The sequence below is a fragment of the Morganella sp. BCCO 40_0007 genome (assembly GCF_032989665.1).
In the GTDB taxonomy this organism is placed as follows: domain Bacteria; phylum Pseudomonadota; class Gammaproteobacteria; order Enterobacterales; family Enterobacteriaceae; genus Morganella; species Morganella sibonii.
Genome location: NZ_JAVBIN010000009.1, coordinates 57,422 through 81,750, shown reverse-complemented (window position 1 = coordinate 81,750; position 24,329 = coordinate 57,422). Strand labels below are relative to the sequence as shown.

General features: G+C 51.8%; 22 protein-coding genes and 1 other annotated feature. Of the genes, 7 read left to right on the top strand and 15 right to left on the bottom strand.

The genetic code is table 11. The features are described 5' to 3' along the window. Positions 1 to 6: 6 nt before the first annotated feature. The 6 genes from R5268_RS12220 to tal form a co-directional block, all read right to left on the bottom strand. A complete protein-coding gene (locus R5268_RS12220; RefSeq protein ID WP_317419437.1) occupies positions 7 to 591 on the bottom strand; it encodes a hypothetical protein in 585 nt (194 codons plus the stop codon). 131 nt (positions 592 to 722) lie between these two features. Continuing rightward, positions 723 to 1,868, bottom strand: coding sequence for a molecular chaperone DnaJ (dnaJ, locus tag R5268_RS12215; protein WP_317419438.1), 1,146 nt, complete (start codon positions 1,866 to 1,868; stop codon positions 723 to 725). A 102-nt stretch (positions 1,869 to 1,970) separates the two neighbouring features. Continuing rightward, positions 1,971 to 3,893, bottom strand: coding sequence for a molecular chaperone DnaK (gene dnaK, locus R5268_RS12210; protein ID WP_107680754.1), 1,923 nt, complete (start codon positions 3,891 to 3,893; stop codon positions 1,971 to 1,973). A gap of 327 nt (positions 3,894 to 4,220) precedes the next feature. Continuing rightward, complete coding sequence (locus tag R5268_RS12205; protein WP_052926316.1) at positions 4,221 to 5,519, bottom strand: MFS transporter; 1,299 nt, start codon at positions 5,517 to 5,519, stop codon at positions 4,221 to 4,223. 121 nt (positions 5,520 to 5,640) lie between these two features. Then, complete coding sequence (gene mog / locus R5268_RS12200; protein WP_052926315.1) at positions 5,641 to 6,225, bottom strand: molybdopterin adenylyltransferase; 585 nt, start codon at positions 6,223 to 6,225, stop codon at positions 5,641 to 5,643. A 106-nt stretch (positions 6,226 to 6,331) separates the two neighbouring features. Next, the gene (gene tal / locus R5268_RS12195) at positions 6,332 to 7,285 is read right to left on the bottom strand and encodes a transaldolase (RefSeq protein WP_182106454.1); all 954 of its coding nucleotides are present in this window, start codon (positions 7,283 to 7,285) and stop codon (positions 6,332 to 6,334) included. Positions 7,286 to 7,347: 62 nt separating this feature from the next. On the opposite strand from tal, the gene R5268_RS12190 reads away from it, so the two are divergent. Both R5268_RS12190 and yaaA read left to right on the top strand, forming a co-directional pair. Further along, a complete protein-coding gene (locus tag R5268_RS12190; RefSeq protein WP_317419439.1) occupies positions 7,348 to 7,539 on the top strand; it encodes a hypothetical protein in 192 nt (63 codons plus the stop codon). 67 nt (positions 7,540 to 7,606) lie between these two features. Beyond that, positions 7,607 to 8,389 carry a peroxide stress protein YaaA gene (gene yaaA / locus R5268_RS12185; protein WP_317419440.1) on the top strand — a complete coding sequence of 261 codons (783 nt, stop codon included), beginning with the start codon at positions 7,607 to 7,609 and terminating at the stop codon, positions 8,387 to 8,389. Positions 8,390 to 8,480: 91 nt separating this feature from the next. Here the strand turns inward: yaaA and thrC are convergent, their stop codons facing one another. The 4 genes from thrC to thrL all read right to left on the bottom strand — a co-directional run bounded on the left by thrC (position 8,481) and on the right by thrL (position 13,354). Beyond that, positions 8,481 to 9,773, bottom strand: a complete 1,293-nt coding sequence (thrC, locus tag R5268_RS12180; RefSeq protein ID WP_317419441.1) for a threonine synthase — start codon at positions 9,771 to 9,773, stop codon at positions 8,481 to 8,483. Between the two features lie 9 nt (positions 9,774 to 9,782). Further along, positions 9,783 to 10,715: a homoserine kinase gene (thrB, locus tag R5268_RS12175; RefSeq protein ID WP_166706948.1), complete on the bottom strand. Its 933-nt coding sequence runs from the start codon at positions 10,713 to 10,715 to the stop codon at positions 9,783 to 9,785. Positions 10,716 to 10,718: 3 nt separating this feature from the next. Further along, a complete protein-coding gene (thrA, locus tag R5268_RS12170; protein WP_112549991.1) occupies positions 10,719 to 13,178 on the bottom strand; it encodes a bifunctional aspartate kinase/homoserine dehydrogenase I in 2,460 nt (819 codons plus the stop codon). A 29-nt stretch (positions 13,179 to 13,207) separates the two neighbouring features. Continuing rightward, positions 13,208 to 13,323: a sequence feature (Thr leader region), on the bottom strand. Further along, positions 13,265 to 13,354 (bottom strand): thr operon leader peptide, encoded by a 90-nt coding sequence (thrL, locus tag R5268_RS12165; protein ID WP_071243218.1) that lies wholly within the window; start codon positions 13,352 to 13,354, stop codon positions 13,265 to 13,267. It overlaps the preceding feature by 59 nt. A 615-nt stretch (positions 13,355 to 13,969) precedes the next feature. On the opposite strand from thrL, the gene arcA reads away from it, so the two are divergent. Beyond that, on the top strand, positions 13,970 to 14,686 hold the full coding sequence (gene arcA, locus R5268_RS12160) for a two-component system response regulator ArcA (RefSeq protein WP_004237112.1): 717 nt from the start codon (positions 13,970 to 13,972) through the stop codon (positions 14,684 to 14,686). 78 nt (positions 14,687 to 14,764) lie between these two features. On the opposite strand, the gene creA is transcribed toward arcA, so the two are convergent. After that, complete coding sequence (gene creA, locus R5268_RS12155) at positions 14,765 to 15,256, bottom strand: protein CreA (protein WP_146257328.1); 492 nt, start codon at positions 15,254 to 15,256, stop codon at positions 14,765 to 14,767. Between the two features lie 211 nt (positions 15,257 to 15,467). Here creA and robA point away from each other — a divergent pair, with 211 nt between their 5' ends. Next, a complete protein-coding gene (gene robA / locus R5268_RS12150; RefSeq protein ID WP_182106444.1) occupies positions 15,468 to 16,388 on the top strand; it encodes an MDR efflux pump AcrAB transcriptional activator RobA in 921 nt (306 codons plus the stop codon). A 73-nt stretch (positions 16,389 to 16,461) separates the two neighbouring features. Here robA and gpmB read toward each other — a convergent pair whose 3' ends face one another. Further along, positions 16,462 to 17,109 carry a 2,3-diphosphoglycerate-dependent phosphoglycerate mutase GpmB gene (gene gpmB, locus R5268_RS12145; protein WP_218454984.1) on the bottom strand — a complete coding sequence of 216 codons (648 nt, stop codon included), beginning with the start codon at positions 17,107 to 17,109 and terminating at the stop codon, positions 16,462 to 16,464. Positions 17,110 to 17,296: 187 nt separating this feature from the next. On the opposite strand from gpmB, the gene yjjX reads away from it, so the two are divergent. Beyond that, positions 17,297 to 17,833 carry an inosine/xanthosine triphosphatase gene (gene yjjX / locus R5268_RS12140; protein WP_004242112.1) on the top strand — a complete coding sequence of 179 codons (537 nt, stop codon included), beginning with the start codon at positions 17,297 to 17,299 and terminating at the stop codon, positions 17,831 to 17,833. Between the two features lie 50 nt (positions 17,834 to 17,883). On the opposite strand, the gene R5268_RS12135 is transcribed toward yjjX, so the two are convergent. Further along, entirely contained in the window at positions 17,884 to 18,426 is a 543-nt protein-coding gene (locus R5268_RS12135) for a GNAT family N-acetyltransferase (RefSeq protein WP_317419442.1), read from the bottom strand. A 169-nt stretch (positions 18,427 to 18,595) separates the two neighbouring features. On the opposite strand from R5268_RS12135, the gene R5268_RS12130 reads away from it, so the two are divergent. Then, the gene (locus R5268_RS12130; protein WP_317419443.1) at positions 18,596 to 19,459 is read left to right on the top strand and encodes an AraC family transcriptional regulator; all 864 of its coding nucleotides are present in this window, start codon (positions 18,596 to 18,598) and stop codon (positions 19,457 to 19,459) included. Position 19,460: 1 nt separating this feature from the next. On the opposite strand, the gene trpR is transcribed toward R5268_RS12130, so the two are convergent. Then, positions 19,461 to 19,766, bottom strand: a complete 306-nt coding sequence (gene trpR, locus R5268_RS12125; protein ID WP_107680491.1) for a trp operon repressor — start codon at positions 19,764 to 19,766, stop codon at positions 19,461 to 19,463. A 110-nt stretch (positions 19,767 to 19,876) separates the two neighbouring features. Beyond that, complete coding sequence (sltY, locus tag R5268_RS12120) at positions 19,877 to 21,802, bottom strand: murein transglycosylase (RefSeq protein ID WP_317419444.1); 1,926 nt, start codon at positions 21,800 to 21,802, stop codon at positions 19,877 to 19,879. Positions 21,803 to 22,415: 613 nt separating this feature from the next. On the opposite strand from sltY, the gene ettA reads away from it, so the two are divergent. After that, positions 22,416 to 24,083, top strand: coding sequence for an energy-dependent translational throttle protein EttA (gene ettA / locus R5268_RS12115; RefSeq protein WP_317419445.1), 1,668 nt, complete (start codon positions 22,416 to 22,418; stop codon positions 24,081 to 24,083). Positions 24,084 to 24,329 lie beyond the last annotated feature (246 nt).

Sequence of the window (24,329 nt, the reverse complement as noted above, 5' to 3'; positions counted from 1 at the left end):
TTTTTATTATACAACCGGCTCAGGTACCGTCAGCTCAACTGTGCCACTGATCTGAATGTCCACCGGTGTTAATCGTTCCGGATTGGCAATATTTACCGGAGCACCGTCCTTTCCGGCCGTCAGACTCTTCTGTAATACAAAAAGTCCCTCTGCTTTATGTTTCCCCATAATATCTTTGGTCGTATAAACCGCGGAATCCGGCAATGTTGCATCACGGAGCAATACAGGGGAGCGGTTGAGATCCTCATTGATTGCAATAATCTTGGTACATCGTTCCTGAATTTTATCCAGAACACGGCCTTTGCAGAAACGTGAGAAAATTGACTGGTTCTCCCGGTATCCCTTGATTTCATCTGAGATATTTTTAAACGGGGTCATATCCAATCCCGCAACAATATGTCCGAACACATCCTTCAGAGCCGCAAAGTTTTTGGTTCCCAGCAATTCAGCCTGCTCTTTTGTGCAGCAGAACTGCTGCTCCGATGAATTCTGCACACCCGAGATAAAACGACTGAGTCCGCCGTTTCCGAATCGCTCTGATGTACCCTTAATTAATTCTGTAACAGATACTGCCTGACCGGTGATTTTCATATTGTTTGCCTTAACGAATAAATGGTTAAAGCAGAATAGAAAAACCGGCGCTAAATGCTTGTATAAAGCACACAAAAAACCGGCCGGAAAAATTTTCCGGCCGGTTTTGATATAACTTATCTGACAGTGACTTATTTGGTCAGGTCATCAAAGAATTTTTTCACGCCGTCAAAGAAGCGTTTTGCTTTCGGGGTATTGTCCTGACCGCTCTGGCCATCAACGGATTCACCGAACTCACGTAACAGTTCTTTCTGTTTTTCGCTCAGTTTCACCGGGGTTTCCACCACGACACGGCACATCAGGTCACCCTGTATTCCGCCGCGCGCCGGTCTGACACCTTTGCCTTTCATACGGAACATTTTTCCGGTCTGGGTTTCTGCCGGAATCTTCAGCTTAACGCGCCCGTCGAGTGTCGGTACTTCAATCTCACCGCCCAGCGCCGCAACAGTAAAGCCAATCGGCACTTCACAGTAAAGATTGCTGCCGTCACGTTCGAAGATATTGTGCTGGCGGACATGAACCTCGACATACAGATCGCCTGCCGGTGCCCCCATTTCGCCTGCTTCACCTTCACCGGTCAGACGGATACGGTCGCCGCTGTCCATCCCGGCCGGGATTTTGACCGACAGGGTTTTATAGCGTTCAACACGTCCGTGACCATGACACTTGCTGCACGGATCTTTGATGATTTTGCCGCGACCATGACAGGTCGGACACGCCTGCTGCACCGCAAAGAAGCCCTGGCGCATCTGCACCTGGCCCATACCGTGACAGGTCGGACACTCCTGCGGCTCAGTACCTTCTTTCGCCCCGCTGCCGTGACATTTATCACAGGTTTCCAGGGTCGGAATACGGATCTCTTTGGTCACACCACGAACCGCTTCTTCAAGGGTCAGTTCGATGTTGTAACGCAGGTCTGCTCCGCGTGCCGCGCGTTGCTGACGGCGACCACCACCAAAAATATCACCGAAGACGTCACCAAAGATATCACCGAAGTCAGCACCGCCGAAACCGCCGCCGCCAAATCCGCCGCCGCCGCCCATACCGCCCTGCTCAAATGCCGCGTGGCCGTACTGGTCATAAGCCGCACGTTTCTGTGCGTCGGTGAGGATTTCGTAAGCCTCTTTAACTTCTTTAAATTTATCTTCCGCGTCTTTATCGCCCTGATTACGGTCAGGGTGATATTTCATCGCAAGGCGTTTGTAGGCTTTTTTAATCTCTTTATCATCCGCAGATTTCGAGACGCCCAACACCTCATAGTAATCTTTTTTTGCCATCCGTTTTGTCCCTTAACACACAGACACGGGCGCAGAGTTTCCTCAACGCCCGTGCCGGTTTTCAGTGATTAATAACAGTCATCACCGCGCCCGCTAAGGGCCTTATTTTTTGTCTTTGCTGTCGTCAACTTCTTCGAATTCAGCATCAACAACATCATCATTTTTACCTGCATCCTGCGCGGCATCAGCACCTGCTGCACCTGCCTGCGCCTGCTGCTGGGCAATTTCCATCAGTTTGGCAGAGGCGTCGATCAGGGCTTTCGTTTTCTCTTCGATAGCCGCTTTATCTTCACCTTTCGCTGCGATTTCCAGCTCACTTACCGCCTGCTCGATTTTTACTTTATCGTCGCCCGGCAGTTTGTCGCCCGCTTCTTCAATCTGTTTACGGGTGGCGTGAACCAGCTGATCGGCCTGGTTACGAACCTGTACCAGCTCTTCGAACTTACGGTCAGCTTCAGCGTTCGCTTCCGCATCACGTACCATTTTCTGGATCTCTTCCTCGTTCAGACCGGAAGAGGCCTTGATGGTGATGTTCTGCTCACGGCCGCTGTTTTTGTCTTTCGCAGACACATGCAGGATACCGTCGGCGTCGATGTCAAAGGTGACTTCGATCTGCGGCATACCGCGTGGTGCAGCCTGAATACCATCCAGGTTAAACTGACCCAGCGATTTGTTGTCACCGGAACGTTTACGCTCACCCTGCAGAACATGGATAGTTACCGCAGACTGGTTGTCTTCCGCTGTGGAGAACACCTGGCTGTGTTTGGTCGGGATAGTGGTGTTCTTCGCGATCAGCGGAGTCATCACGCCGCCCATGGTTTCGATACCCAGAGACAGCGGGGTAACGTCCAGCAGCAGCACGTCTTTAACATCACCACCTAACACACCGCCCTGTACCGCAGCACCAACAGCCACAGCTTCGTCCGGGTTCACGTCTTTACGCGGTTCTTTACCGAAGAAATCAGCAACGGTTTTCTGAACCAGCGGCATACGGGTCTGACCACCTACCAGGATAACATCATTGATGTCATTCACTGACAGACCGGCATCCTGTAATGCAACTTTGACCGGGTCCATAGAGCGTTTAACCAGATCTTCAACCAGTGATTCCAGTTTCGCACGGGTCACTTTGATGTTCATGTGTTTAGGACCGGTCGCGTCCGCCGTGATGTACGGCAGGTTAACGTCAGTCTGCTGTGCGGAAGAAAGCTCGATTTTTGCTTTCTCGGCAGCTTCTTTCAGACGCTGCATCGCCAGCGGGTCGTTACGCAGATCGATACCCTGTTCTTTCTTAAACTCTTCAACCAGATAGTTGATCATGCGGCTGTCGAAGTCTTCACCACCTAAGTGAGTGTCGCCGTTCGTTGCCAGCACTTCATAGGTTTTTTCGCCGTCAACTTCATCGATTTCGATGATAGAGATATCGAAAGTACCACCACCGAGGTCGAAGACCGCGATAGTACGGTTACCCACTTCACGATCCAGGCCGTAAGCCAGTGCCGCTGCAGTCGGTTCGTTGATAATACGTTTTACATCCAGACCTGCGATACGGCCGGCGTCTTTGGTTGCCTGACGCTGAGCATCGTTAAAGTAAGCAGGTACGGTGATAACCGCTTCGGTTACCGGTTCGCCGAGATAATCTTCAGCGGTTTTCTTCATTTTTTTCAGGACTTCAGCAGAAACCTGTGGTGGTGCCATTTTCTGGCCTTTCGCTTCCACCCATGCGTCACCGTTATCAGCGCCGACAATTTTGTACGGCATGATGTTCATATCGCGGCGCACTTCTTCATCGTCAAAACGACGACCAATCAGACGTTTGATTGCAAACAGTGTGTTCTGCGGATTGGTAACAGCCTGACGTTTTGCCGGCTGACCGACCAGGATTTCACCATCCTGTGTATACGCGATGATTGACGGCGTTGTGCGGTCGCCTTCTGCGTTCTCCAGGACACGTGCCTGATTACCATCCATTACAGCAACACAAGAGTTGGTTGTACCTAAGTCGATACCAATAATTTTACCCATTTAAAGGCCTCCGAATAATTCTGTTCGTCTTACGCTACCGATGTATATGAGGTTCAATTTTCACTTTTCAAGAAAAAATTTTTACTCACCCGTCACCCGGAACATTTCCTGACGGTACCGGACATCCGCAGCGTTAAAGGGGATTCAACTGAGTTTCAGTTTCCGATGACAACTAGATGGGGCCATAAATGCATTCATCAAGGGGAAAATGAAAAAAAAACAGATTATTTAAAAGAAAATGATGAAACACTGAAAAATGCCGCGCTGACAGTCATATCAGCACGGCATTAAAACAGCATAATTGATACAGCATAAAAGCCGGTGTTATCAGGAGCTGAAAACCATCATCCGCTGACGTACCGCCGCTTTCCCCATATACAGCCCCAGCAGCAGGCCGATCAGAGAGAGCCCCAGCATGTAGTACGCCGGTGCCAGCGGGGTCCATTTCAGGAACAGCGTAACCACAACCGGCGTCAGTCCGCCGAAAATGGCATAAGAAAGGTTGTAGGAGAACGAAATACCGCTGAAGCGGATCTCCGCCGGATAGCTGTTCACCATTACAAACGGCACTGCCCCCACCACGCCGACACTGAATCCGGCCAGTCCGTAGGTCAGTGACAGCGGTGTGCCCGGCTCACCGGCGGTCAGATAGAAATAACCGGTACAGACCGCCAGCAGCAGGCTGCCGAAGGTAAAGACCACTGATGCACCCAGTTTGTCACACAGATAACCGGCGACCAGACATCCGCCGCACAGCGCCAGAATCGCCGTCATATTAGCAACAGACACCACCGCTTTTGCCAGGCCGAACTCCGTCTGCAAATAGGCCGGTGTCAGCAGGATCACCACCACAACCCCGGCGGAGAGCAGCCAGGTCAGCAGCATAGAGATCACAATCGCTTCTTTGTGATTCACCACGACGGTTTTCAGCGGCAGCTCTTTCGCCAGTGCTTTTTGTTGTTTCATCTCCTGAAATATCGGCGTTTCCGCCAGCCAGCGGCGCAGATAAAGTGCCACAAAGCCGAAAATTCCCCCGAGGAAGAACGGCACACGCCAGCCCCAGGCCAGTTGCTGCGCTTCAGTAAAGAGTGTCGCCATCATCATCGCCACCAGCGAACCGAGCAGAATACCGACGGTCAGTCCCGCCGTCAGCGTACCGCAGGCAATACCGATACGGTGCTTCGGCACATGCTCGGAGACAAATACCCAGGCGCCGGGGACTTCCCCGCCAATCGCAGCCCCCTGCATGACCCGCATCAGCAGAAGCAGTAACGGTGCGGCGATACCGATAGATTCATAAGTCGGCAGCAGACCGATACAGAGTGTCGGAACAGCCATCAGCAGGATGCTGAGAGAGAACATTTTTTTACGGCCGACCAGGTCACCGAAATGTGCCATCACAATGCCGCCCAACGGACGCACCAGATAACCGGCAGCAAAGATCCCGAAGGTCTGCATCTGCACCAGCCACGCAGGGATATCCGGCGGAAAGAACAGTTTGCCGATGGTAACGGCAAAGAAGATGAAAATAATAAAATCGTAAAATTCGAGTGCGCCACCCAGGGCCGCGAGAGAGAGTGTTTTATAATCCTGCCGGTTGAGCGTCCGGGGAATGGTCTGTGCCATGGGTTCACCTTTCCTGTCTTTACATTGCTGTTATCTTTACTTTACATAAACGGATAACCGCATCATAGGACAAGAAAGGTGTCCGGGGGAATACTTTTTATTTTATGCTGAAAACGCAGTGTTACTGCGGCTTTATTGCTGATTTCGGACGAAATGCCGCGACAATTTCAGGGTCGGTTTCAATGTAAGGTCCGTCAAGCAACTGTATACAATACGGTACACTTGCGAAAATACCGGAAACGATCACTTTACCGTTTTCATCTTTCAGCCCTTCAAGGGTTTCAGCAATGGCTTTCGGCTGCCCCGGCAGATTAAGGATCAGCGACTGATTACGGATCACGCCAACCTGACGGGATAAAATGGCGGTCGGTACAAATTTCAGGCTGATCTGACGCATCTGTTCGCCGAAGCCCGGCATTTCGCGATCTGCCACCGCCAGTGTTGCATCCGGAGTCACATCACGCCGCGCCGGGCCGGTTCCGCCGGTTGTCAGTACCAGATGGCAGCCGAATTCATCCACCAGTTCGCACAGCGTCTGGCTGATCATCGCTTCTTCATCCGGGATCAGGCGGGTTTCTGTCTGAAAAGGCGTGGTGATAGTTTTTGCCAGCCATGCCTGTAAGGCCGGAATGCCTTTATCTTCATAAATACCACCGGATGCGCGGTCAGAAACCGAGACAAGACCGATGCGCAACACATTGTTCATAGTCACCTCAACGTCATTTTGACTCCGGGGCACAGCATAGCATTGCCGCCGGAAACAAAAAAGGCAGCCTCCCGGCTGCCTCCTGAATCTGACTGTATTATAACGATTACAGCAGATCGGCGATCATTTTTTCCAGTTTGCCCTGGTCTACCGCAAACTTACGGATACCGTCCGCCAGTTTCTCAGTCGCCATTGCATCACTGTGGTGACCCCAGTAGAACTCAGCTTCTGTCAGCGGTGCTGGACGCGCTTTCACTTCGCCTTTGTATTCCAGTTTGCGCTCAACCGCACCGGTCGCTTCTGACAGCTCTTTCAGCAGTGCAGGGGCGATAGTCAGACGGTCACAACCGGCCAGTTCCAGGATCTCACCGGCGTTACGGAAGCTTGCGCCCATAACCACAGTTTTGTAGCCGTGTTCTTTGTAGTAGTTGTAGATTTCAGTCACTGAAATCACGCCCGGATCTTCTGCCGGTGCGAACTCTTTCTTGTCGCTGTTTGCTTTGTACCAGTCGAGGATACGGCCGACAAACGGAGAAATCAGATACACACCTGCTTCCGCACAGGCACGCGCCTGAGCAAAGGAGAACAGCAGTGTCAGGTTACAGTTGATGCCTTCTTTTTCCAGCTGTTCCGCAGCACGGATACCCTGCCAGGTGGAGGCCAGTTTGATCAGGATACGATCGTTGCTGATACCGGCATCGTTATACAGTTTGATGAGACGTTTTGCTTTGGCGATACTTGCCTGCGTGTCATAAGAGAGACGGGCATCCACTTCTGTGGAGATACGACCCGGAATCAGTTTCAGGATTTCCAGACCGATATTCACCGCCAGTTTGTCACCGGCATCGATAATCTGCTGTTCACGTGAGTCGCTCTGTGCACGCGCCCAGGTTACCGCATCATCAATTAACTTACGGTATTCCGGAATCTGCGCCGCATTGAGGATCAGAGAAGGGTTGGTGGTGGCATCCTGTGGTTTATACAGTTTCATCGCTTCGATGTCACCGGTATCGGCCACGACCGTGGTCAGATTACGCAGGGAAGTTAATTTATCGGTCATTTTCGTCTCTCATCTTATGTCAGAAGATACCCGGAATAATTCGGGATGCCTGCCGGTGAACTTTGCGTAGTCAACACCCGGAAACCCTGAAGTATAACGAGTACAGATGGCAATATGCCGCAACTGCATTTGATAATATCACGGACAGCACGCCGCGCAAGCAGGGAAAATCCGGCGCATTCCCTTTACTCCGCCGTTATTCCGTTGTTATCCGGAGTGTTTCCTGTTTTGTGCGCCGTCACCGATTACAGTGATTTGCCCGTTATCCTCTTTTTTTTGTTAAAGTAACCGGAGAATGACAACACCAGACCGGAGCCGACTATGCTGCTGACTATTTCCCCTGCAAAAACCCTTGATTATGACAGCCCGTTAGCCACTGAGCGCCATACTCAGCCTGAGCTGCTGGCACAATCAGAAACCCTGATAGAAACCTGCCGCAAACTGACCCCGGCGGATATCGGCTCACTGATGCATATCAGTGATAAGCTGGCCGGACTGAATGCCGCCCGTTTCGGGGAATGGCAGCCGGATTTCACACCGGACAATGCCCGACAGGCCATTCTGGCATTTAAAGGGGATGTCTATACCGGGATGCAGGCGGAAACCTTCAGTGAGGACGATTTTGATTTTGCCCAGCAGCATCTGCGTATGCTTTCCGGTCTGTACGGCGTGCTGCGCCCGCTGGATCTGATGCAGCCTTACCGCCTGGAAATGGGGACGAAACTCGCCAATCCGCGCGGCAACGATCTGTATACGTTCTGGGGGGATATTATTACGGATAACCTGAATCAGGCGCTGGCTGCACAGGGTGATAATGTGCTGGTCAATCTGGCCTCTGATGAATACTTTAAAGCGGTGAATCCGAAGAAACTGGATGCGGTGATTATCAAACCGGTTTTCCTCGATGAGAAAAACGGCAAGTATAAAGTGATCAGTTTCTATGCCAAAAAAGCACGCGGGCTGATGAGCCGGTTTATTATTCAGAACCGCCTGACGCAGCCGTCTCAGCTGACGGAGTTTAATCTCGACGGTTACCGTTTTGACGAAAGTCAGTCCGGTGAGCGGGAACTGGTGTTTACACGGCCGGAACACCACGCAGCATAACAGCCGGGTCATTCAGCTGCGCCATCCGTGGCGCAGTATGCTTTTTATTTTCTTACCCGTTATCATCACACTGGTGATAATTGACAGGAAGTTACGGCTTCACCGTCTTCAGCAGATAGTCCCGCAGCGCCGCAAAATCCGCCGGTAATACCGCAGACAGCAGCGGCAAATCAGCCCGCTCAGCCAGTTCCGCCGGTAACGGCAGTTTGCGATCAAGAATCGCTTCCACACTCTCCAGGAATTTAGCCGGATGCGCTGTGCCGAGGAAAATACCGTACTCGCCCGGCTGCAAATCACTGCGCAGCAGACGATAGGCGATCGCGGCATGCGGCTCGGAAATATACCCTTTCGCAGCCAGGTCACGCATAGTTTCGCGGGTTTCATCGTCGCTTACCGCGCCGGAACGCAGGTCTTTCAGTGACCAGCCTTTGCGTGCAAACAGCGCTTCAATACGCGGCCAGTTGTTCGGCTGGCTGACATCCATGGCATTGGATAACGTTGCCACGGTTGCCGCCGGTTTCCACTGCCCGTCCGCCAGATAGCGCGGTACGGTGTCGTTGGCATTGGTCGCAGCGATAAAGCGTTTTACCGGCAGACCCATGGCTTTTGCCAGCACTCCGGCGGTCAGGTCACCGAAGTTACCGCTCGGCACCGAGAACACCAGTTCACCGCGTTTTTCCGCCGGAACCTGTGCCACCGCTTCAAAGTAATAGCAGATTTGAGCCAGCAGACGGCTGATATTAATGGAGTTTGCCGAGTTCAGATGCAGCGTCTGTTTCAGTTCCTCATCATCAAACGCCTGTTTCACCAGCGCCTGACAGGCATCGAAATCATCCTGCACCGCCACGGTGTAAATATTGCCGCCGAGGGTACAGAACAGTTTTTCCTGTAACGGGCTGATTTTTCCCTGCGGATAGAGGATCACCACCTGCACATTTTTCAGACCGTAAAAAGCATGTGCCACCGCAGCACCGGTATCGCCGGAGGTGGCGGTCAGAATGGTGACAGGTTTGTCACCGGCAACCGCTGCCAGCGCCTGCGCCATAAAGCGCCCGCCGAAATCCTTGAAGGCCAGTGTCGGGCCGTGAAACAACTCCAGACAGGCCACATCCGGCTCCACCGGGTTCAGCGGCGCCGGGAAGGCAAAGGCGGCACGGACACGCGCTGCCAGCTCTGCTTCCGGAATCTCATCACCAATCAGTGCATGCAGAATGGCCGTGCTGCGGCTGACAAAATCCATCGCCAGCAGCTTATCCATTTCCGTTGCATCAAAGAACGGAATCTCACGCGGGAAGAACAGCCCCTGTCCGCGTCCCAGCCCCTGTTTTACCGCCTGTGCAAAACTGACTTTCTCACTCTCATCTTTTAAATTGTACAGTTCCATTTTTTACCTTTATGCACTTATCTGACGTGCGCCTTTGAGATCGAGACGGCACAGATGGACAAACCCTTCGCTGTTCTGCAAATACTGTGTGTTGAAGACATCCGCTGCCTGCTCTGCCGCTGATTTACTGTCACAGACCGCAAACAGCGTCGGACCGGAGCCGGAGATACCACATGCCTTCGCGCCGCGGGCAAGTACCTGCTCACGGACAGCATCAAAATTCGGCAGCAATTCACGGCGGTACGGTTCCGCCACCACATCGCGGATCATGGCGGCGGCCAGATCGGCCTGTCCGGTGTGGCAGGCGTGGATAAAACCGGCGAGGTTGCGCCCGTGGCTGACAATATCCGCCCGTGAATAGGTGGCCGGTAAAATCGCCCGTGCCTGCGCCGTGGAGACTTTAATGCCCGGATACGCCATCACCCAGTACCAGTGTTCAAAGCCCGGTACCGTCTGGCTGACGCTGTCGCCGGTTTCAATATTGAGCTGCAACCCGCCCAGGAAACAAGGTGCGACATTGTCATAATGCACACTGCCGGAGATACGCCCTTCCATCTCGCCCATCAGGCGCAGCAGTGACATCTCATCCAGCGGCCTGCCGGTGTATTCATTCAGTGCCACGAGTGCCGCCACCACCGAGCAGGCGCTGGAACCTAATCCTGACCCCACCGGCATATTTTTTTCCAGCACCATGGCAACCGGCAGATCGTCATTAATGATCTCGCTGAACCGCTCATGGCACTGATATACAATATTGTGCTTCGGATTCACCGGCAGTTTACCGGCAAAATGACCGCTGTTTCTGAGTGAAAACGTCTCTGCTTTCGCGATGGACACACAGTCACCAAGCAGTGCCCCGCTGACCGGAGACACTGCCGCACCCAGCACATCGAACCCCACACTTACATTCCCGATTGACGCCGGTGCATAAATTTTTATCACGTTTTACACTCCCAGTTTCCATGACATTGTCCGCAGCACGTCCGCAAACACCCCTGCCGCTGTCACATCATTCCCCGCGCCGTAACCGCGCAGTACCAGCGGGATTGGCTGATAGTAGCGGGTATAAAACGCCAGGGCGTTTTCGCCGTTTTTCACTTTATACAGCGGATCATTACCGTCTGCTTCCGTGATTTTCACCTGACAGCGGCCATGATCGATAATGCCAACATAACGTAAAACGCGCCCTGCTTCTGCGGCTTTCGCCACACGCGCAGCAAAGGCTGCATCCAGTGACGGCAGATTCGCCATAAAGGTGTTCACATCCCCCGAGGCATCAAAATCCGGCGGCAGCACAGAATCCACCTCAATATCCGCCAGCTCAAGAGAGAGTCCTGCTTCACGGGCGAGGATCAGCAGCTTACGTGCCACATCCATCCCGGAAAGATCATCACGCGGGTCCGGTTCGGTGAAGCCTTTGGCTTTAGCCGCCGCCGTTGCCTCAGACAGTGACATCCCTTCATCCAGCATACCGAAAATAAAGGAGAGCGAGCCGGACAGAATGCCGCTGAACTGTACCAGTTCATCCCCTGCATTGAGCAGGTTTTGCAGGTTTTCAATCACCGGCAGCCCGGCACCGACGTTGGTGTCATAACGGAACTGGCGTTTTGAGGATGCCGCCGCACGGCGCAGTTCATGGTAATAATCCATGGACAGCGTGTTAGCTTTTTTATTCGGCGTCACCACGTTGAAACCGTCTTTCAGGAAATCCGCATATTGCAGGGCGATTTCCTCATTCGAGGTACAATCCACAATCACCGGATTGAGGAAGTGATACTCTTTTTCCAGGCGGATAAGACGGCTGAGACTGAACGGCTCTTTGGCCTGTGACAGCGACTGACGCCAGTCCTGTAAATCAATGCCGCGCATATTGGTCAGCATGGCTTTTGAATTGGCGATACCGCAGACCCGCAGATCGATATTCCGGGCTTTCAGCCGTGCCTGCTGACGATGGATTTGTTCCAGCAGCGCACTGCCGACCCCGCCGGTTCCCACCACAAACACTTCCACAATGCGGTCGGTGTTAAACAGCATCTGGTGGCACAGGCGGACTCCGGCAGCGGCAAGATCATTATCCACCACCGCAGAGATTGAGCGTTCGGACGAGCCCTGCGCGATAGCAATGATATTGATATTGGCGCGGGTCAATGCCGAGAAGAACCGGGCGGAAATCCCTTTGAGTGTCCGCATACCATCCCCGACCACGGAAACAATAGCCAGGTTATCCAGCACATCCAGCGGGTCGAGTACGCCCTCTTTCAGCTCCAGATAAAACTCCTCTTCCAGCGCCTGCTGAGTACGTGCCTTGTCTTTCTGCGCCACACAAAAACTGATGCTGTATTCGGAAGATGACTGTGTAATCAGCACGATGGAAATATTACGGCGGGACATCACGGTAAACACGCGTGCCGCCATCCCGACCATTCCTTTCATTCCCGGCCCGGAGACGTTAAACATCGCCATGTTATTCAGGTTGGTGATCCCTTTCACCGGCAGGCTGTCGTCACGCTGGCCGTCACCGATTAGTGTACCCGGCGCATCGGGATTGAGGGTGTTTTTTATCAGGCACGGGATCTGGAACTGCGCAATCGGTGCGATAGTACGCGGATGCAGGACTTTTGCCCCGAAATAAGACAGCTCCATCGCTTCCTGATACGACATGCCTTTCAGCAGACGGGCATCCGGCACAAAGCGCGGATCACAGGTATACACACCGTCCACGTCAGTCCAGATCTCACAGCAGGAGGCGCGCAGACAGGCAGCCAGTACCGCGGCGGAATAGTCAGAACCGTTACGCCCCAGCACCACCAGCTCACCGTTTTCATTACCGGCAGTGAATCCCGCCATCAGGATGATGTGATCTGACGGAATATTCAGTGCGGCAATACGTTTTGTTGATTCATGGATATCAACAGTGGATTCCAGATACCCGCCGGATGCCAGCAGATTCACCACCGGATCAATCACCGTAACCTTATGGCCGCGGGCTTTCAGCAGTGATGCCATCACGGCAATGGAAAAACGTTCACCGCAGCTGATCATATTGGCATTGATGCTGTCCGGACACTGCCCCAGCAATGACACGCCGTGCAGTACCTGACGTATCCGGCTGATTTCCTGCTCTGTTTCGTGCTTCAGCCGGTCGTATTCAAAGCCCGGCACGGCATCACGTAACCCGTCCAGAATCGCCCCGAGAACAGCTGCGGCATCGTGTACCAGTGTGTTTGCTTCCTGCCCGCTGACGGTCTGCTCCACCATCGCCACTAAGTAATTAGTGATTTTCGCCGGTGCCGAAAGCACCATAGCGAGCTGTCCCTGCGCGAGTTTTTTCTCTGCGATTCCTGCGATGTTCAGTATACGATCCGCGTTTGCCACGGATGTTCCGCCAAATTTAAGTACACGCATGTGTTACCTGCTCCTGCCATTTTTAGTCCAAAAAAAAAGCCCGCACAGTCAATTGTGCGGGCTTTTTTCGTGATTTCAGATATGCGTCAGCCCGCACCGCCGGTGGTAATGGTGGTGGTGGTCGTAATAATAATCATGGTCAGGCTGTGATTACGCATAGAGTTCCTGTCTGTCATTTATCTGGTTAACCCTATTACGGTTAAAGGAAAGGCAGTGTGATGTCAAATTATTCTTCATATTTGCCGTCAGAATCAGACAGTTTGAAGCTGATCACATATCAGAATAAAAAGAAATGACGGTAAATTAACGCGGGTATCGCCTCATCAACCGGCATTTAATTTTACAGAACCCTGAATTTCTGTATTTTTTCACTTTTATCGTGCAAGTTACGTTTTTCACGGTTTATCCGGCAAAAAAATGTACAATAATCAGACAAGTCAGATATAATGCTTAACATTGTAGCTCTATTTATTTGACAATCATTAAAACCCGCAATTAACAATTGAAAATAGTGTTAACGTGCTACAATTGATTTTGATATGTATCAACAAAGGTTAGATTTCCGGATGGTAAATGATTGGGTTGCTGTTATATTGGTGTTAATAGACTAATATTGGTACGAATCGTTTCAATTCTTTACTTTTTGAATTGAGTGATTGTTAAAATGCGGTCTGAACAAGATTTTTTTCTGTTCGTGGTGATGTACCGGACATAACCACAACGATACCGGAACAGGTTACACGAACAGATAATCAGATTTCTTATTATTCTAAGTAATTTAGGTAGCGACTATGCAAACCCCGCATATTTTAATTGTTGAAGATGAGATCGTCACACGTAACACGCTGAAAAGTATTTTTGAAGCAGAGGGTTACGTGGTACATGAAGCCACTGACGGTGCAGAGATGCATAACGTACTGTCAGACCATGATATCAATTTGGTTATCATGGACATCAACCTCCCGGGAAAAAATGGTCTGTTGCTGGCGCGTGAGCTCCGCGAACAGGCAAATGTGGCACTGATGTTCTTAACCGGCCGTGATAATGAAGTAGATAAAATCCTCGGTCTGGAAATCGGTGCTGATGACTATATCACCAAGCCGTTTAACCCGCGTGAACTGACTATCCGCGCGCGTAACTTACTGTCACGGACCATGAATCTGGCCGGTGGCAGCGAAGAGCGCCGCAGTGTGGAAAGTTACAAGTTCAACGGCTGGGAACTGGATATCAACAGCCGCTCATTAATCGGACCAACCGGCGAGCAGTACAAACTGCCGCGCAGTGAATTCCGTGCAATGCTGCATTTCTGTGAGAATCCGGGCAAGATTCAGACCCGTGCTGAACTGCTGAAGAAAATGACCGGCCGTGAACTGAAACCGCATGACCGTACTGTGGATGTCACCATCCGCCGTATCCGTAAGCATTTCGAGTCCACACCGGATACCCCGGAAATCATCGCCACCATTCACGGCGAAGGTTACCGGTTCTGCGGCGACCTCGAAGAGTAATCTTCCGCTGCGGTATCATCATACGATATTCCCGGTGCCGCTCTGCGTCACCGGGGATTTTTTGATCCTGCTATCCGCTTACTTTGTCCACGGCATAATCGGGACCGCACTCAGGGCATTCTTCGGTGAACCGTCGACCACTTTATCTGAATAGGTCAGATAAATCAGCGCGTGACGTTTCTCGTCATAGAAACGAACCACCTGTAACTTTTTGAATACCATAGATGTCCGTTTCTGGAATACCACCTGACCTTTATCTTTGCGGCCTTTTTTCACTTTGTCACTGACCGTGACCGGCCCGACCTGCTGACAGGAAATCGCGGCATCAGAGGTATCTTCCGCCAGACCAAGCCCGCCTTTTATCCCGCCGGTTTTTGCCCGGCTCAGATAACAGGTGACATTTTCCACATCAGGATCATCAAAGGCTTCCACCACAATTTTATGGTCCGGCCCCAAAATTTTGAATACGGTGTCCACAGAGCCTACTTCTTCAGCATGGCTCAAAAAGGATAACGAACTCAATGAAATAGCTGTAATAATTCCCAGTATAGACTGGCGAGTCTGATTCATAATCTTAATAGCCCAAGAAAACCATTTGAAAATTGTATGATTTTAAAGATAATCCATGTTACCAGTTTATGATAGTCGCCCTGTTCTTAAAACATTTTTTCCGGCCAAAAGTAAGAATTGGTAAATGATTATCTCGTTGATAATCACTCAAGTTAGAATATAAATTCGTTATATCTCTTTCAGAACTTCATCAATCCAATAAGGGAGATGTATGGATCAGACCAACATCATTCGTGATTTACTCCGTTGGTTAGATGAGCATTTAGATCAGCCACTTTCCCTCGATAACGTCGCTGCGAAGGCAGGCTACTCCAAGTGGCATTTACAACGTATGTTCAAGGACGTCACCGGTGAAGCCATCGGCGCATACATCCGGGCCCGCCGGTTGTCACGCGCAGCCATTGCACTGCGGCTGACAGCCCGTCCTATTTTAGATATTGCACTACAGTATCGTTTTGACTCTCAGCAAACCTTTACCCGCGCATTCAAGAAACAGTTTAATAAAACACCGGCACTGTACCGCCGTCTTGACGAATGGTGCTCTGACGGTATTTGCTCTGCTATCCGGCTGGATGACACACCGCTGCCTGAACACGAGTTTGTCACGCTCCCGGCACGTACCGTAAGTGGTATTGAACACAGTTGTTCGCACCGCCTAGAGGACTGGGCAACCGCCTGTACGCATATGCGTCAGGAATTCTGGCTGCATCATATTTCCGTGGCGAAAACCATTCCGGATTATGTTTACGGGCTGTACAGCACAACGCGTAACCCGGATAAGGAAGATGAGCAGACGGTTACTTATACCACCGCTGTTGAGAGCGAGTTTGCCGCGTTCACCACGGAAGAAAATGTCCGTGAAATAGAAATGCCGGGCGGGGAATATCTCTGCTTTACCTTCAGCGGTGTTCCTTACCGCGGGGCGATGCAGGAATTTCTGTTCACCATTTACGGTCAGTGTGTACCGCACCTGGGGATCACCCGCCGTCGCGGCTACGACATTGAATGTTACAAGCTGAGAAAAGGGACTGACATCCGTTATCCGGATGTGGCAGATGTGGATGAATCCGATCCTCGCCATCATATCGCGGAATTTAAATACTATATTCCTGTCAGACGTGACCCGCAGTAACGACTCCCGCAGAACAAACACCGCCGCCGGTGGTGTCTTGTTCACCCGGCGGTGTCTGATATCACCGAATCACTCAGCGCTGCACTTCATCCAGCGACGGCAGGCTCAGATGAGTCGTATCACCGGCCGTTTCAACCACCCAGCCATCCGCCAGCCACGGGCTTTCCTGATACTCCAGAACGGATAACGAGCAGTTACGCAGACGCAGGCGGCGTTCCGCATAAGCCGGTAATCCGAGCACAGAGCCAATCAGGCATCCCAGCGCAATACCGTGACTGACCAGCAGGACTTTACTGCCTTCCGGCAGATCCAGCGTACTTTCCAGCGCTGCCCGCATCCGGCTTTCCAGCTCCGCGAGAGACTCACCGTCCGGAATACGCCCGTCTTCCGTACCGTTAAGCAGACTTTTACGCCAGCTCTCTTCTTCTGCGGTCAGGGTATGAATCTGACGTTTTTCCAGCACGCCCATATTGAGCTCACGCAGACGCGGATCAGCAATCACCTCACAGCCGCAGGCATCCGCAATCAGTTTCGCGGTCTGTTGTGTTCGGCCCAGATCACTGGCGATAATGTGGGTGATACCTTCATTTTTCAGACGCGCGGCAACCTGCTTCGCCTGATCGATACCACTTTGGGTTAACGGACTGTCAGAATGACCCTGGATACGGCGCTGAACGTTCCATTCAGTTTCACCGTGACGGACAAGAAATACCTGTGACATAACTATCAATCTCTGCTTTTACTGTGTGAAAGTTTGATTACCCCGCTACCATACCGTAAAAACATTCCCGGGATCACGCTTTTCCCTGAAACAATTTCACTGCGCAGCCGCGTCTAAAAAAATCTGCGGAAAGCCGTCAATATTCGCTATACTGCGGCAAACAAAATTACGTGGATAGTTAATTATCATGTTTCATATTATCGCAGCGACGACTAATCCGGCCAAAATTCAGGCTATCCGTTCCGCTTTTGAAGTGGTACTGGGTAACGGCAATTTTGATATTGAAGATGTGAATGTGGACAGCAGTGTGCCGCAGCAGCCAATCGGGAATACCGAAACCCGTACCGGCGCCCGCCAGCGCGTCAATGCCGCCCGTCAGGTCAGACCGGAAGCAGATTTCTGGGTTGGTGTTGAGGCGGGTATTGAAGGCGATATGACGTTTGCCTGGATTGTGATTGAACACCGCCAGCTGCGCGGGGAATCCCGTTCCGCCAGTCTGATGCTGCCGGAAAAAATTCTCGCGGGGATACGCGAAGGCCGTGAGCTGGGTGATGAAATGGCTGACCTGACCGGGGTCGAAGATATCAGACAAAAAGGCGGGGCGATCGGTTTCTTCACCGGCGGTGCACTGACCCGGACCAGTGTCTATGAGCAGGCGATTATCCTGGCGCTGGTGCCTATTCAGCATGAGATTTATAAATCCCTGAATACCAAAGAATCCTGATCTGAATAACCGGACCGGTGATAACCGGCCCGGTGACCTTTCCGGCACCGTTACTGCTGTGCCAGCCACTCTTCCCGCGTAATACGGCTGATATGTTCAGTCCGGTAATCATTCAGGAACTGATTGAATTTATTTTCTTCCGTATGATGATGACGGAATCCGCATTTAGCCTGCGCACGATGCGACTGTTCATTGTTTTCAAAATAACCGCACCACAGCGCATCCAGCTCCAGCGTTTCAAATGCATGGCGCATCACCTCTCTGACCGCCTCCGGAATCAGCCCCTGCCCCCAGTACGGTACACCAATCCAGTAGGCGATTTCGCCTTCCCGCTGACTGATATCAAAGTTGCTGTTTTCACCGATCAGAATCCCGATGCATCCCACCGCCCGTCCGCTATCCTTCAGTTCTGTGGCATAAACCTCATCGAGGTTAAAGACGGTACGGATAATATCCGCACTTTCCTCAACGCAGCTGTGCGGCGGCCAGCCTGCTATCGGGCCGACACGGTCATCTTTTGCCACTTCATATAAATCTGCGGCATCAGTTTCTGCCCACGGGCGCAAAATCATACGTTCTGTTTCTAATTTCATACTGCTTACCTTACTTCAGTTATACATTCAGCCATACCGGCTCTCTCTGTGATGGCAGGCAGTGTAAACCGGCGGTGGTTATCCGGTAAGCAACAAACCTCCGCACTTTCGGTACTTTTGAAAACTATTGTGATAAATTTCCGCTTATATCTGTTTCAGGATGGCAAAAATGACAACTCATGACAGTGAACTGGCAGAACAGGTTCCGGTATTAACAGAAGAAACAGACACACTGCTGACAGGAGAGAGCACACTGGCGGATCACGGCGGAGTACCACTGACGTTCGGCAGCGCCTATCTTGCCCTGCTGATCTGCCGGGCGGGATACGCGAATATGACACTGAATTTTAAACCTCATGCCGTGAGGGCGGGGGATATTCTGGTGCTGGCGGAAGACACTATTGCACTGCTGAAAAAACGCTCACGGGGTTTCCGGGTATTTTACTGTCTGATCCCGGCGACCTTTTCAGCCGAAATCGCCTATGTTCTGCCTAACCCGCTGTTTCTGTTTCTGCATGAATATCCGCGCTGTATTCCGTTGACGTCAGAAAAACCGCTGCTGTCGATGTGGCTGGCACAAATGCGTGACATCACCCGCAACAGTCCGGTTTACCGGCATATCATGCAGCGTAATCATTTACAGAATCTGTTTTTGCGGATAGCGGAAAGAATGCCGCCGGATGCCCTTGCCGCCACACAGAAATACAGCAGAAAAGAGACACTGTGCTGGCAGTTCTGGGAGCTTATCTGCCGCCACAGCCGGGAGCACCGGGATGTGCAGTTCTATGCGCGGCAGTTAAATATCACGCCGTTTTATCTGTCACAACTGACTAAAACGTTTTTTAATCATTCGCCCAAATCGCTGATCAACCGCCGGGTTGTTCCGGAGATCAAAACGCTGCTGCGTTACAGCACACTCACTGCGGAACAGATCGCAGATAAGCTGCATTTTAATGATCCGTCTTATCTGTGCCGCTATTTCAGACGGGAGACCGGCGTTTCTCTGACCGCTTACCGGCGGCAGCATACCTGAACTATTTTTTACCGGAGAGCAGCTCCTGCTCCAGCCAGGCCTTTACCGCTTCCGGGGCATATTTCAGGCTGTTGGAGCCGCGGGTGATGGTTGCAATTCCGACGCCCAGCTCACTTTTCAGTTCACGCTGGCTCATTTTACCGCGCAGGAGTTCCTCGACGATCCGCACGCGTGTTCCGAGTGCCGTGCGCTCATCAGGGGTAAACAGCAGCTGAAAAAGATGGGATTCAATATCCTGTGAATAGGCGTTACGCAGCAGGCTGACAAAGCGCTGCCAGTCACTGTCCTGAAGTTGGTCTGTTGTCATGTGTCACCCTATAGGATCGGGAGTACAAAAAGTACCCGTTAACTAGTACAACCAGAATAACACAAGCCCGGTGCAGCTGTCTTCTGCTGAACCGGGCCGGAAAGGGGCTATCAGTAACGCATGGATTGTTCAGAAGGAGTCAGTACATCCGCCGGGCGCTGCCCTTTCAGGAAGTTCTGATAAAAGACATCAAACGCCAGCACATTCTTCACATAACCCCGGGTTTCCGCAAACGGAATGGTTTCCACAAAGGCAACCGCATCCAGCCGTCCGCCGCTGTTGCTCAGCCAGCGGGTTACCCGGTTCGGACCAGCGTTATAAGCGGCACTCGCCAGGATACGGTTCTGACCAAACTGGTTATACACGCCGTTGAGATACGCCGTACCTATCTCAATATTTTTGCGTGGATTAACCAGCTGCGCGGTATTGCTGTAATCCGTAATGCCGTTGTCGCGGACAGTCTGGGTTGCCGTTGCCGGCATCAGCTGCATCAGTCCGGTCGCACCGACCGGTGAACGCGCCTGCGGGTTCCAGGCACTTTCCTGACGGGCTATCGCCATCGCATAGCTTTTGCTGATATTTTTATTCTGTGTGAATTCATCAAACTCACTCTGCCAGGCCAGCGGGAAGCGTTCTTCCAGATGATCCCACAGCTTGCCGTTGATCGTTGCCTGCACACTCAGATCCGCCCAGCCCTGTTCCAGCGCATAACGCGCCAGCTGCGCTTTGCGCGCCGGTGTCTGGCTGCTGACCAGGTTCAGCCACTCGGTACGGGCCAGCCCCTCCATCTGCCAGTACAGCAGTTCACGGATGCGCTGAATTTCAGGCAGATTACTGATCGTATTATCCGGTTTATCCGCCGCATTAATCATCATGACATACGGCTTACCCAGACGCTGTGCCGCGACCATCGGATAGAACCCGCGTCCCTGTGTGATTTTTTCCAGAATGGCATCTGCAGCCGCTTTATTACCGCCTTTTTCCAGCAGTACGGCGCGCCAGTACTGCCACTCCTCTTTCTGCTGCGCATCAGCCGGTAACCGGGTCAGCCAGCGATCCAGATCGCGATCATCGGCGTTGCTCAGTGCCAGACGCACACGGCGTTCACGCAGCGTCACCGAGTCCGTTTCCTGAATCACCTCATCACGCCAGGCAGCCTGCTCCGGGGTGACATCACTTCCCATATACTGCCATGCAATGGCATCTTTCAGTTGCTGCCGCTCGCTGTCATTCATTTTCTGGGCGCGCGCCACACTGTTCAGATCCGCACGGGCGGCATCCGGTGATTTGCGGGCATAAGCGGAAAACGCGGAAATAGTGGCCTGACGGGTAAAATCGGTCGGGCTCAGTTGTGCAAATGTCACTACCGATGCCGGATTTTTCTGTAAATTAATCAGACCATTACTGATAGTCTGATAAGAAGCAGGTAAACGTTTTGCCAGATAACTGACCAGAGAGGAATTGCCGTTTTTCAGCGCGAGACTGATACGTTCGAGGATACGCTCCGGTGTCAGCCCGCCCGACTGATCCCAGACATCAAATAACTTGTCGCAGGAGGACGGCAGAGAATTACCTGCCGGCCAGATCGATTTTGCCCCGTCGAGCGCAACCTGACGGTTTCCGGTCTGCCAGTTGGCATAATAGTAATCACACTTCGCACTGACCGGTTTCGGCACGGTGGTGCTGAAGCTGATCAGCCCCTGCCAGTCATTGCGTTTGGCCAGTTCACTGATAAATTTATTTTTCAGGCTTGCCGCTGACGGCAGATTCGGATGAGTATCCGTAAAGGTTTTCACCTGACCGGCTGTCAGCAGGCTCATATCCTGTGTCAGCTCACGGTATTCCAGATAAGGATAGAGCGGGTAGTCCCGCAGTGACGGCATCAGGCGTTCCACTTCCGCCATATTATTGGCATCCCACGCAGATTTGACATCCTGATAGCGCTGACGCTGCTCACTCAGTGAATCCGCTGACGCCAGTGCTGAAAACATCAGCGTGCTGAGGGCCGCCACGCCCGGCCATGTACATTTCCTCATAATCTGCTCCTGTCTCCTTAATCCCGTTTATCTGTAAATACTTCAGACCCTGATACACAGTGTAAGTGCCCTGCTCAGCAGACACAAATCATACCGTTGTACCGGATAACCAGACACTAAAAAATGATATTATTCAGAATATATGTCTGATTATTCATATTGTGTATTCCCTATGCCATAAATGATGGATTACCCGCCAATAAGTAGTTGTATAATCTGGTATCATAGATGCAATTGATATATAATATTTTCAATTTAAAAATTATCATGATAACAATTTGAAATACTGCTTGCTGCGGTAAGCAGGAACCCGAACTCTATATCTATAAGAAGTGAAGATATTTAAGACGACTCCGGTCGTCTTTTTTTTTTATAAAACCGCAGCTTCCGGCGCGGGGTATCACACCAGTCCCGTCCCGCTATGATACGGATCCCGCCTCCGGCACTATCATCGTGAGAATAAATCAGGCCAATGTTAGAATGCGTGATCTGCTGTACCCGCCGGTCACTGCCGGCAACCGGGCAATACTGACACCGGAGTGGCTTTAACTAAACGTAAAACTTAGTCATAATGCCCCGCAGATGCCCCATCAACGAAAAAAGGTAGACTACATTGGCTCAATACGTTTATTCGATGCACCGTGTCGGCAAAATTGTGCCGCCGAAGCGTCATATACTGAAAGATATCTCTCTGAGTTTCTTCCCGGGCGCCAAAATCGGTGTTCTCGGCCTGAATGGTGCCGGTAAATCAACCCTGCTGCGCATTATGGCAGGTGTGGATACCGATATTGAAGGTGAAGCACGCCCGCAGCCCGGCCTGAACATCGGTTATCTGCCGCAGGAACCAAAACTGAATCCGGAACACACTGTCCGTGAAGCAGTTGAAGAAGCGGTAGCTGAAGTGAAAAATGCCCTGACCCGTCTGGATGAGGTGTACGCACTGTACGCGGACCCGGATGCGGACTTTGACAAACTCGCCAAAGAACAGGGTGAACTGGAAGCGATTATCCAGTCTCATGACGGTCATAATCTGGAGAACCAGCTGGAACGTGCGGCAGACGCCCTGCGTTTACCGGCCTGGGATGCCAAAATCGGTAATCTTTCCGGGGGTGAGCGCCGCCGTGTGGCTATCTGCCGCCTGCTGCTGGAAAAACCGGATATGCTGTTGCTGGACGAACCAACCAACCACCTGGATGCGGAATCTGTTGCCTGGCTGGAACGCTTCCTGCACGACTACGAGGGCACCGTTGTGGCGATCACCCACGACCGTTACTTCCTCGATAATGTCGCCGGCTGGATCCTCGAACTCGACCGCGGTGAAGGTATTCCGTGGGAAGGCAACTACTCCAGCTGGCTGGAGCAGAAAGATGCCCGTCTGGCGCAGGAAGCCTCTTCTGAAGCTGCCCGCCGTAAGTCTATCGAGAAAGAGCTGGAGTGGATCCGTCAGAATCCGAAAGGCCGTCAGTCCAAAGGCAAGGCCCGTCTGGCCCGCTTTGAGGAACTGAACAGCGTCGAGTACCAGAAACGTAACGAGACTAACGAACTCTTTATTCCGCCTGGTCCGCGTCTGGGTGACAAAGTGCTGGAAGTGGAAAACCTGACCAAATCCTACGATGGCCGCACTCTGATTGATAATCTGAGTTTCTCTCTGCCGAAAGGCGCGATCGTCGGGATTATCGGGCCGAACGGTGCGGGTAAATCCACTCTGTTCCGTATGATCAGCGGTAAAGAACAGCCGGATTCCGGTACGATCACTCTCGGTGATACCGTCACCATCGCATCTGTCGATCAGTTCCGTGATACGATGGATGATAAGAAAACCGTCTGGGAAGAAGTCTCCGGCGGGCAGGATATCATGCGTATCGGCACCACTGAGATCCCGAGCCGTGCTTATGTCGGGCGCTTTAACTTTAAAGGCGTTGATCAGGGCAAACGTGTCGGCGAATTATCCGGTGGTGAGCGTGGTCGTCTGCATCTGGCGAAACTGTTACAGGTCGGCGGCAACATGCTGCTGCTCGATGAACCGACCAACGACCTGGATATCGAAACCCTGCGCGCACTGGAAAACGCCCTGCTGGAGTTCCCGGGCTGCGCGATGGTCATTTCCCATGACCGCTGGTTCCTTGACCGCATCGCCACCCATATCATCGACTATCAGGATGAGGGGAAAGTGGAGTTCTTCGAAGGTAACTTCAGTGAATATGAAGATTACAAGAAACGGACTCTCGGCGAGGCAGCACTGGAGCCGCACCGCATCAAGTACAAACGTATGACCAAGTAGGTCATATAACGGAAAATGCCGCACGGTGAGGAACCGCGCGGCATTTTTGGTTGGATGGATAAAAGAGTGTTTTTTGTTACGGGTATTACATTGAACCTGGTACTTAAGGTACAACCGAAGCTGACTTACTACTTCATACTTACCGCTTTCTAACACTAAAACCGATCAACAAATCAATCAGTTAACACCATCAGTAAAGGGATCCTTTACTCTTCATCTTTCCTCCCTTTGTTGCCCTGAATTCTG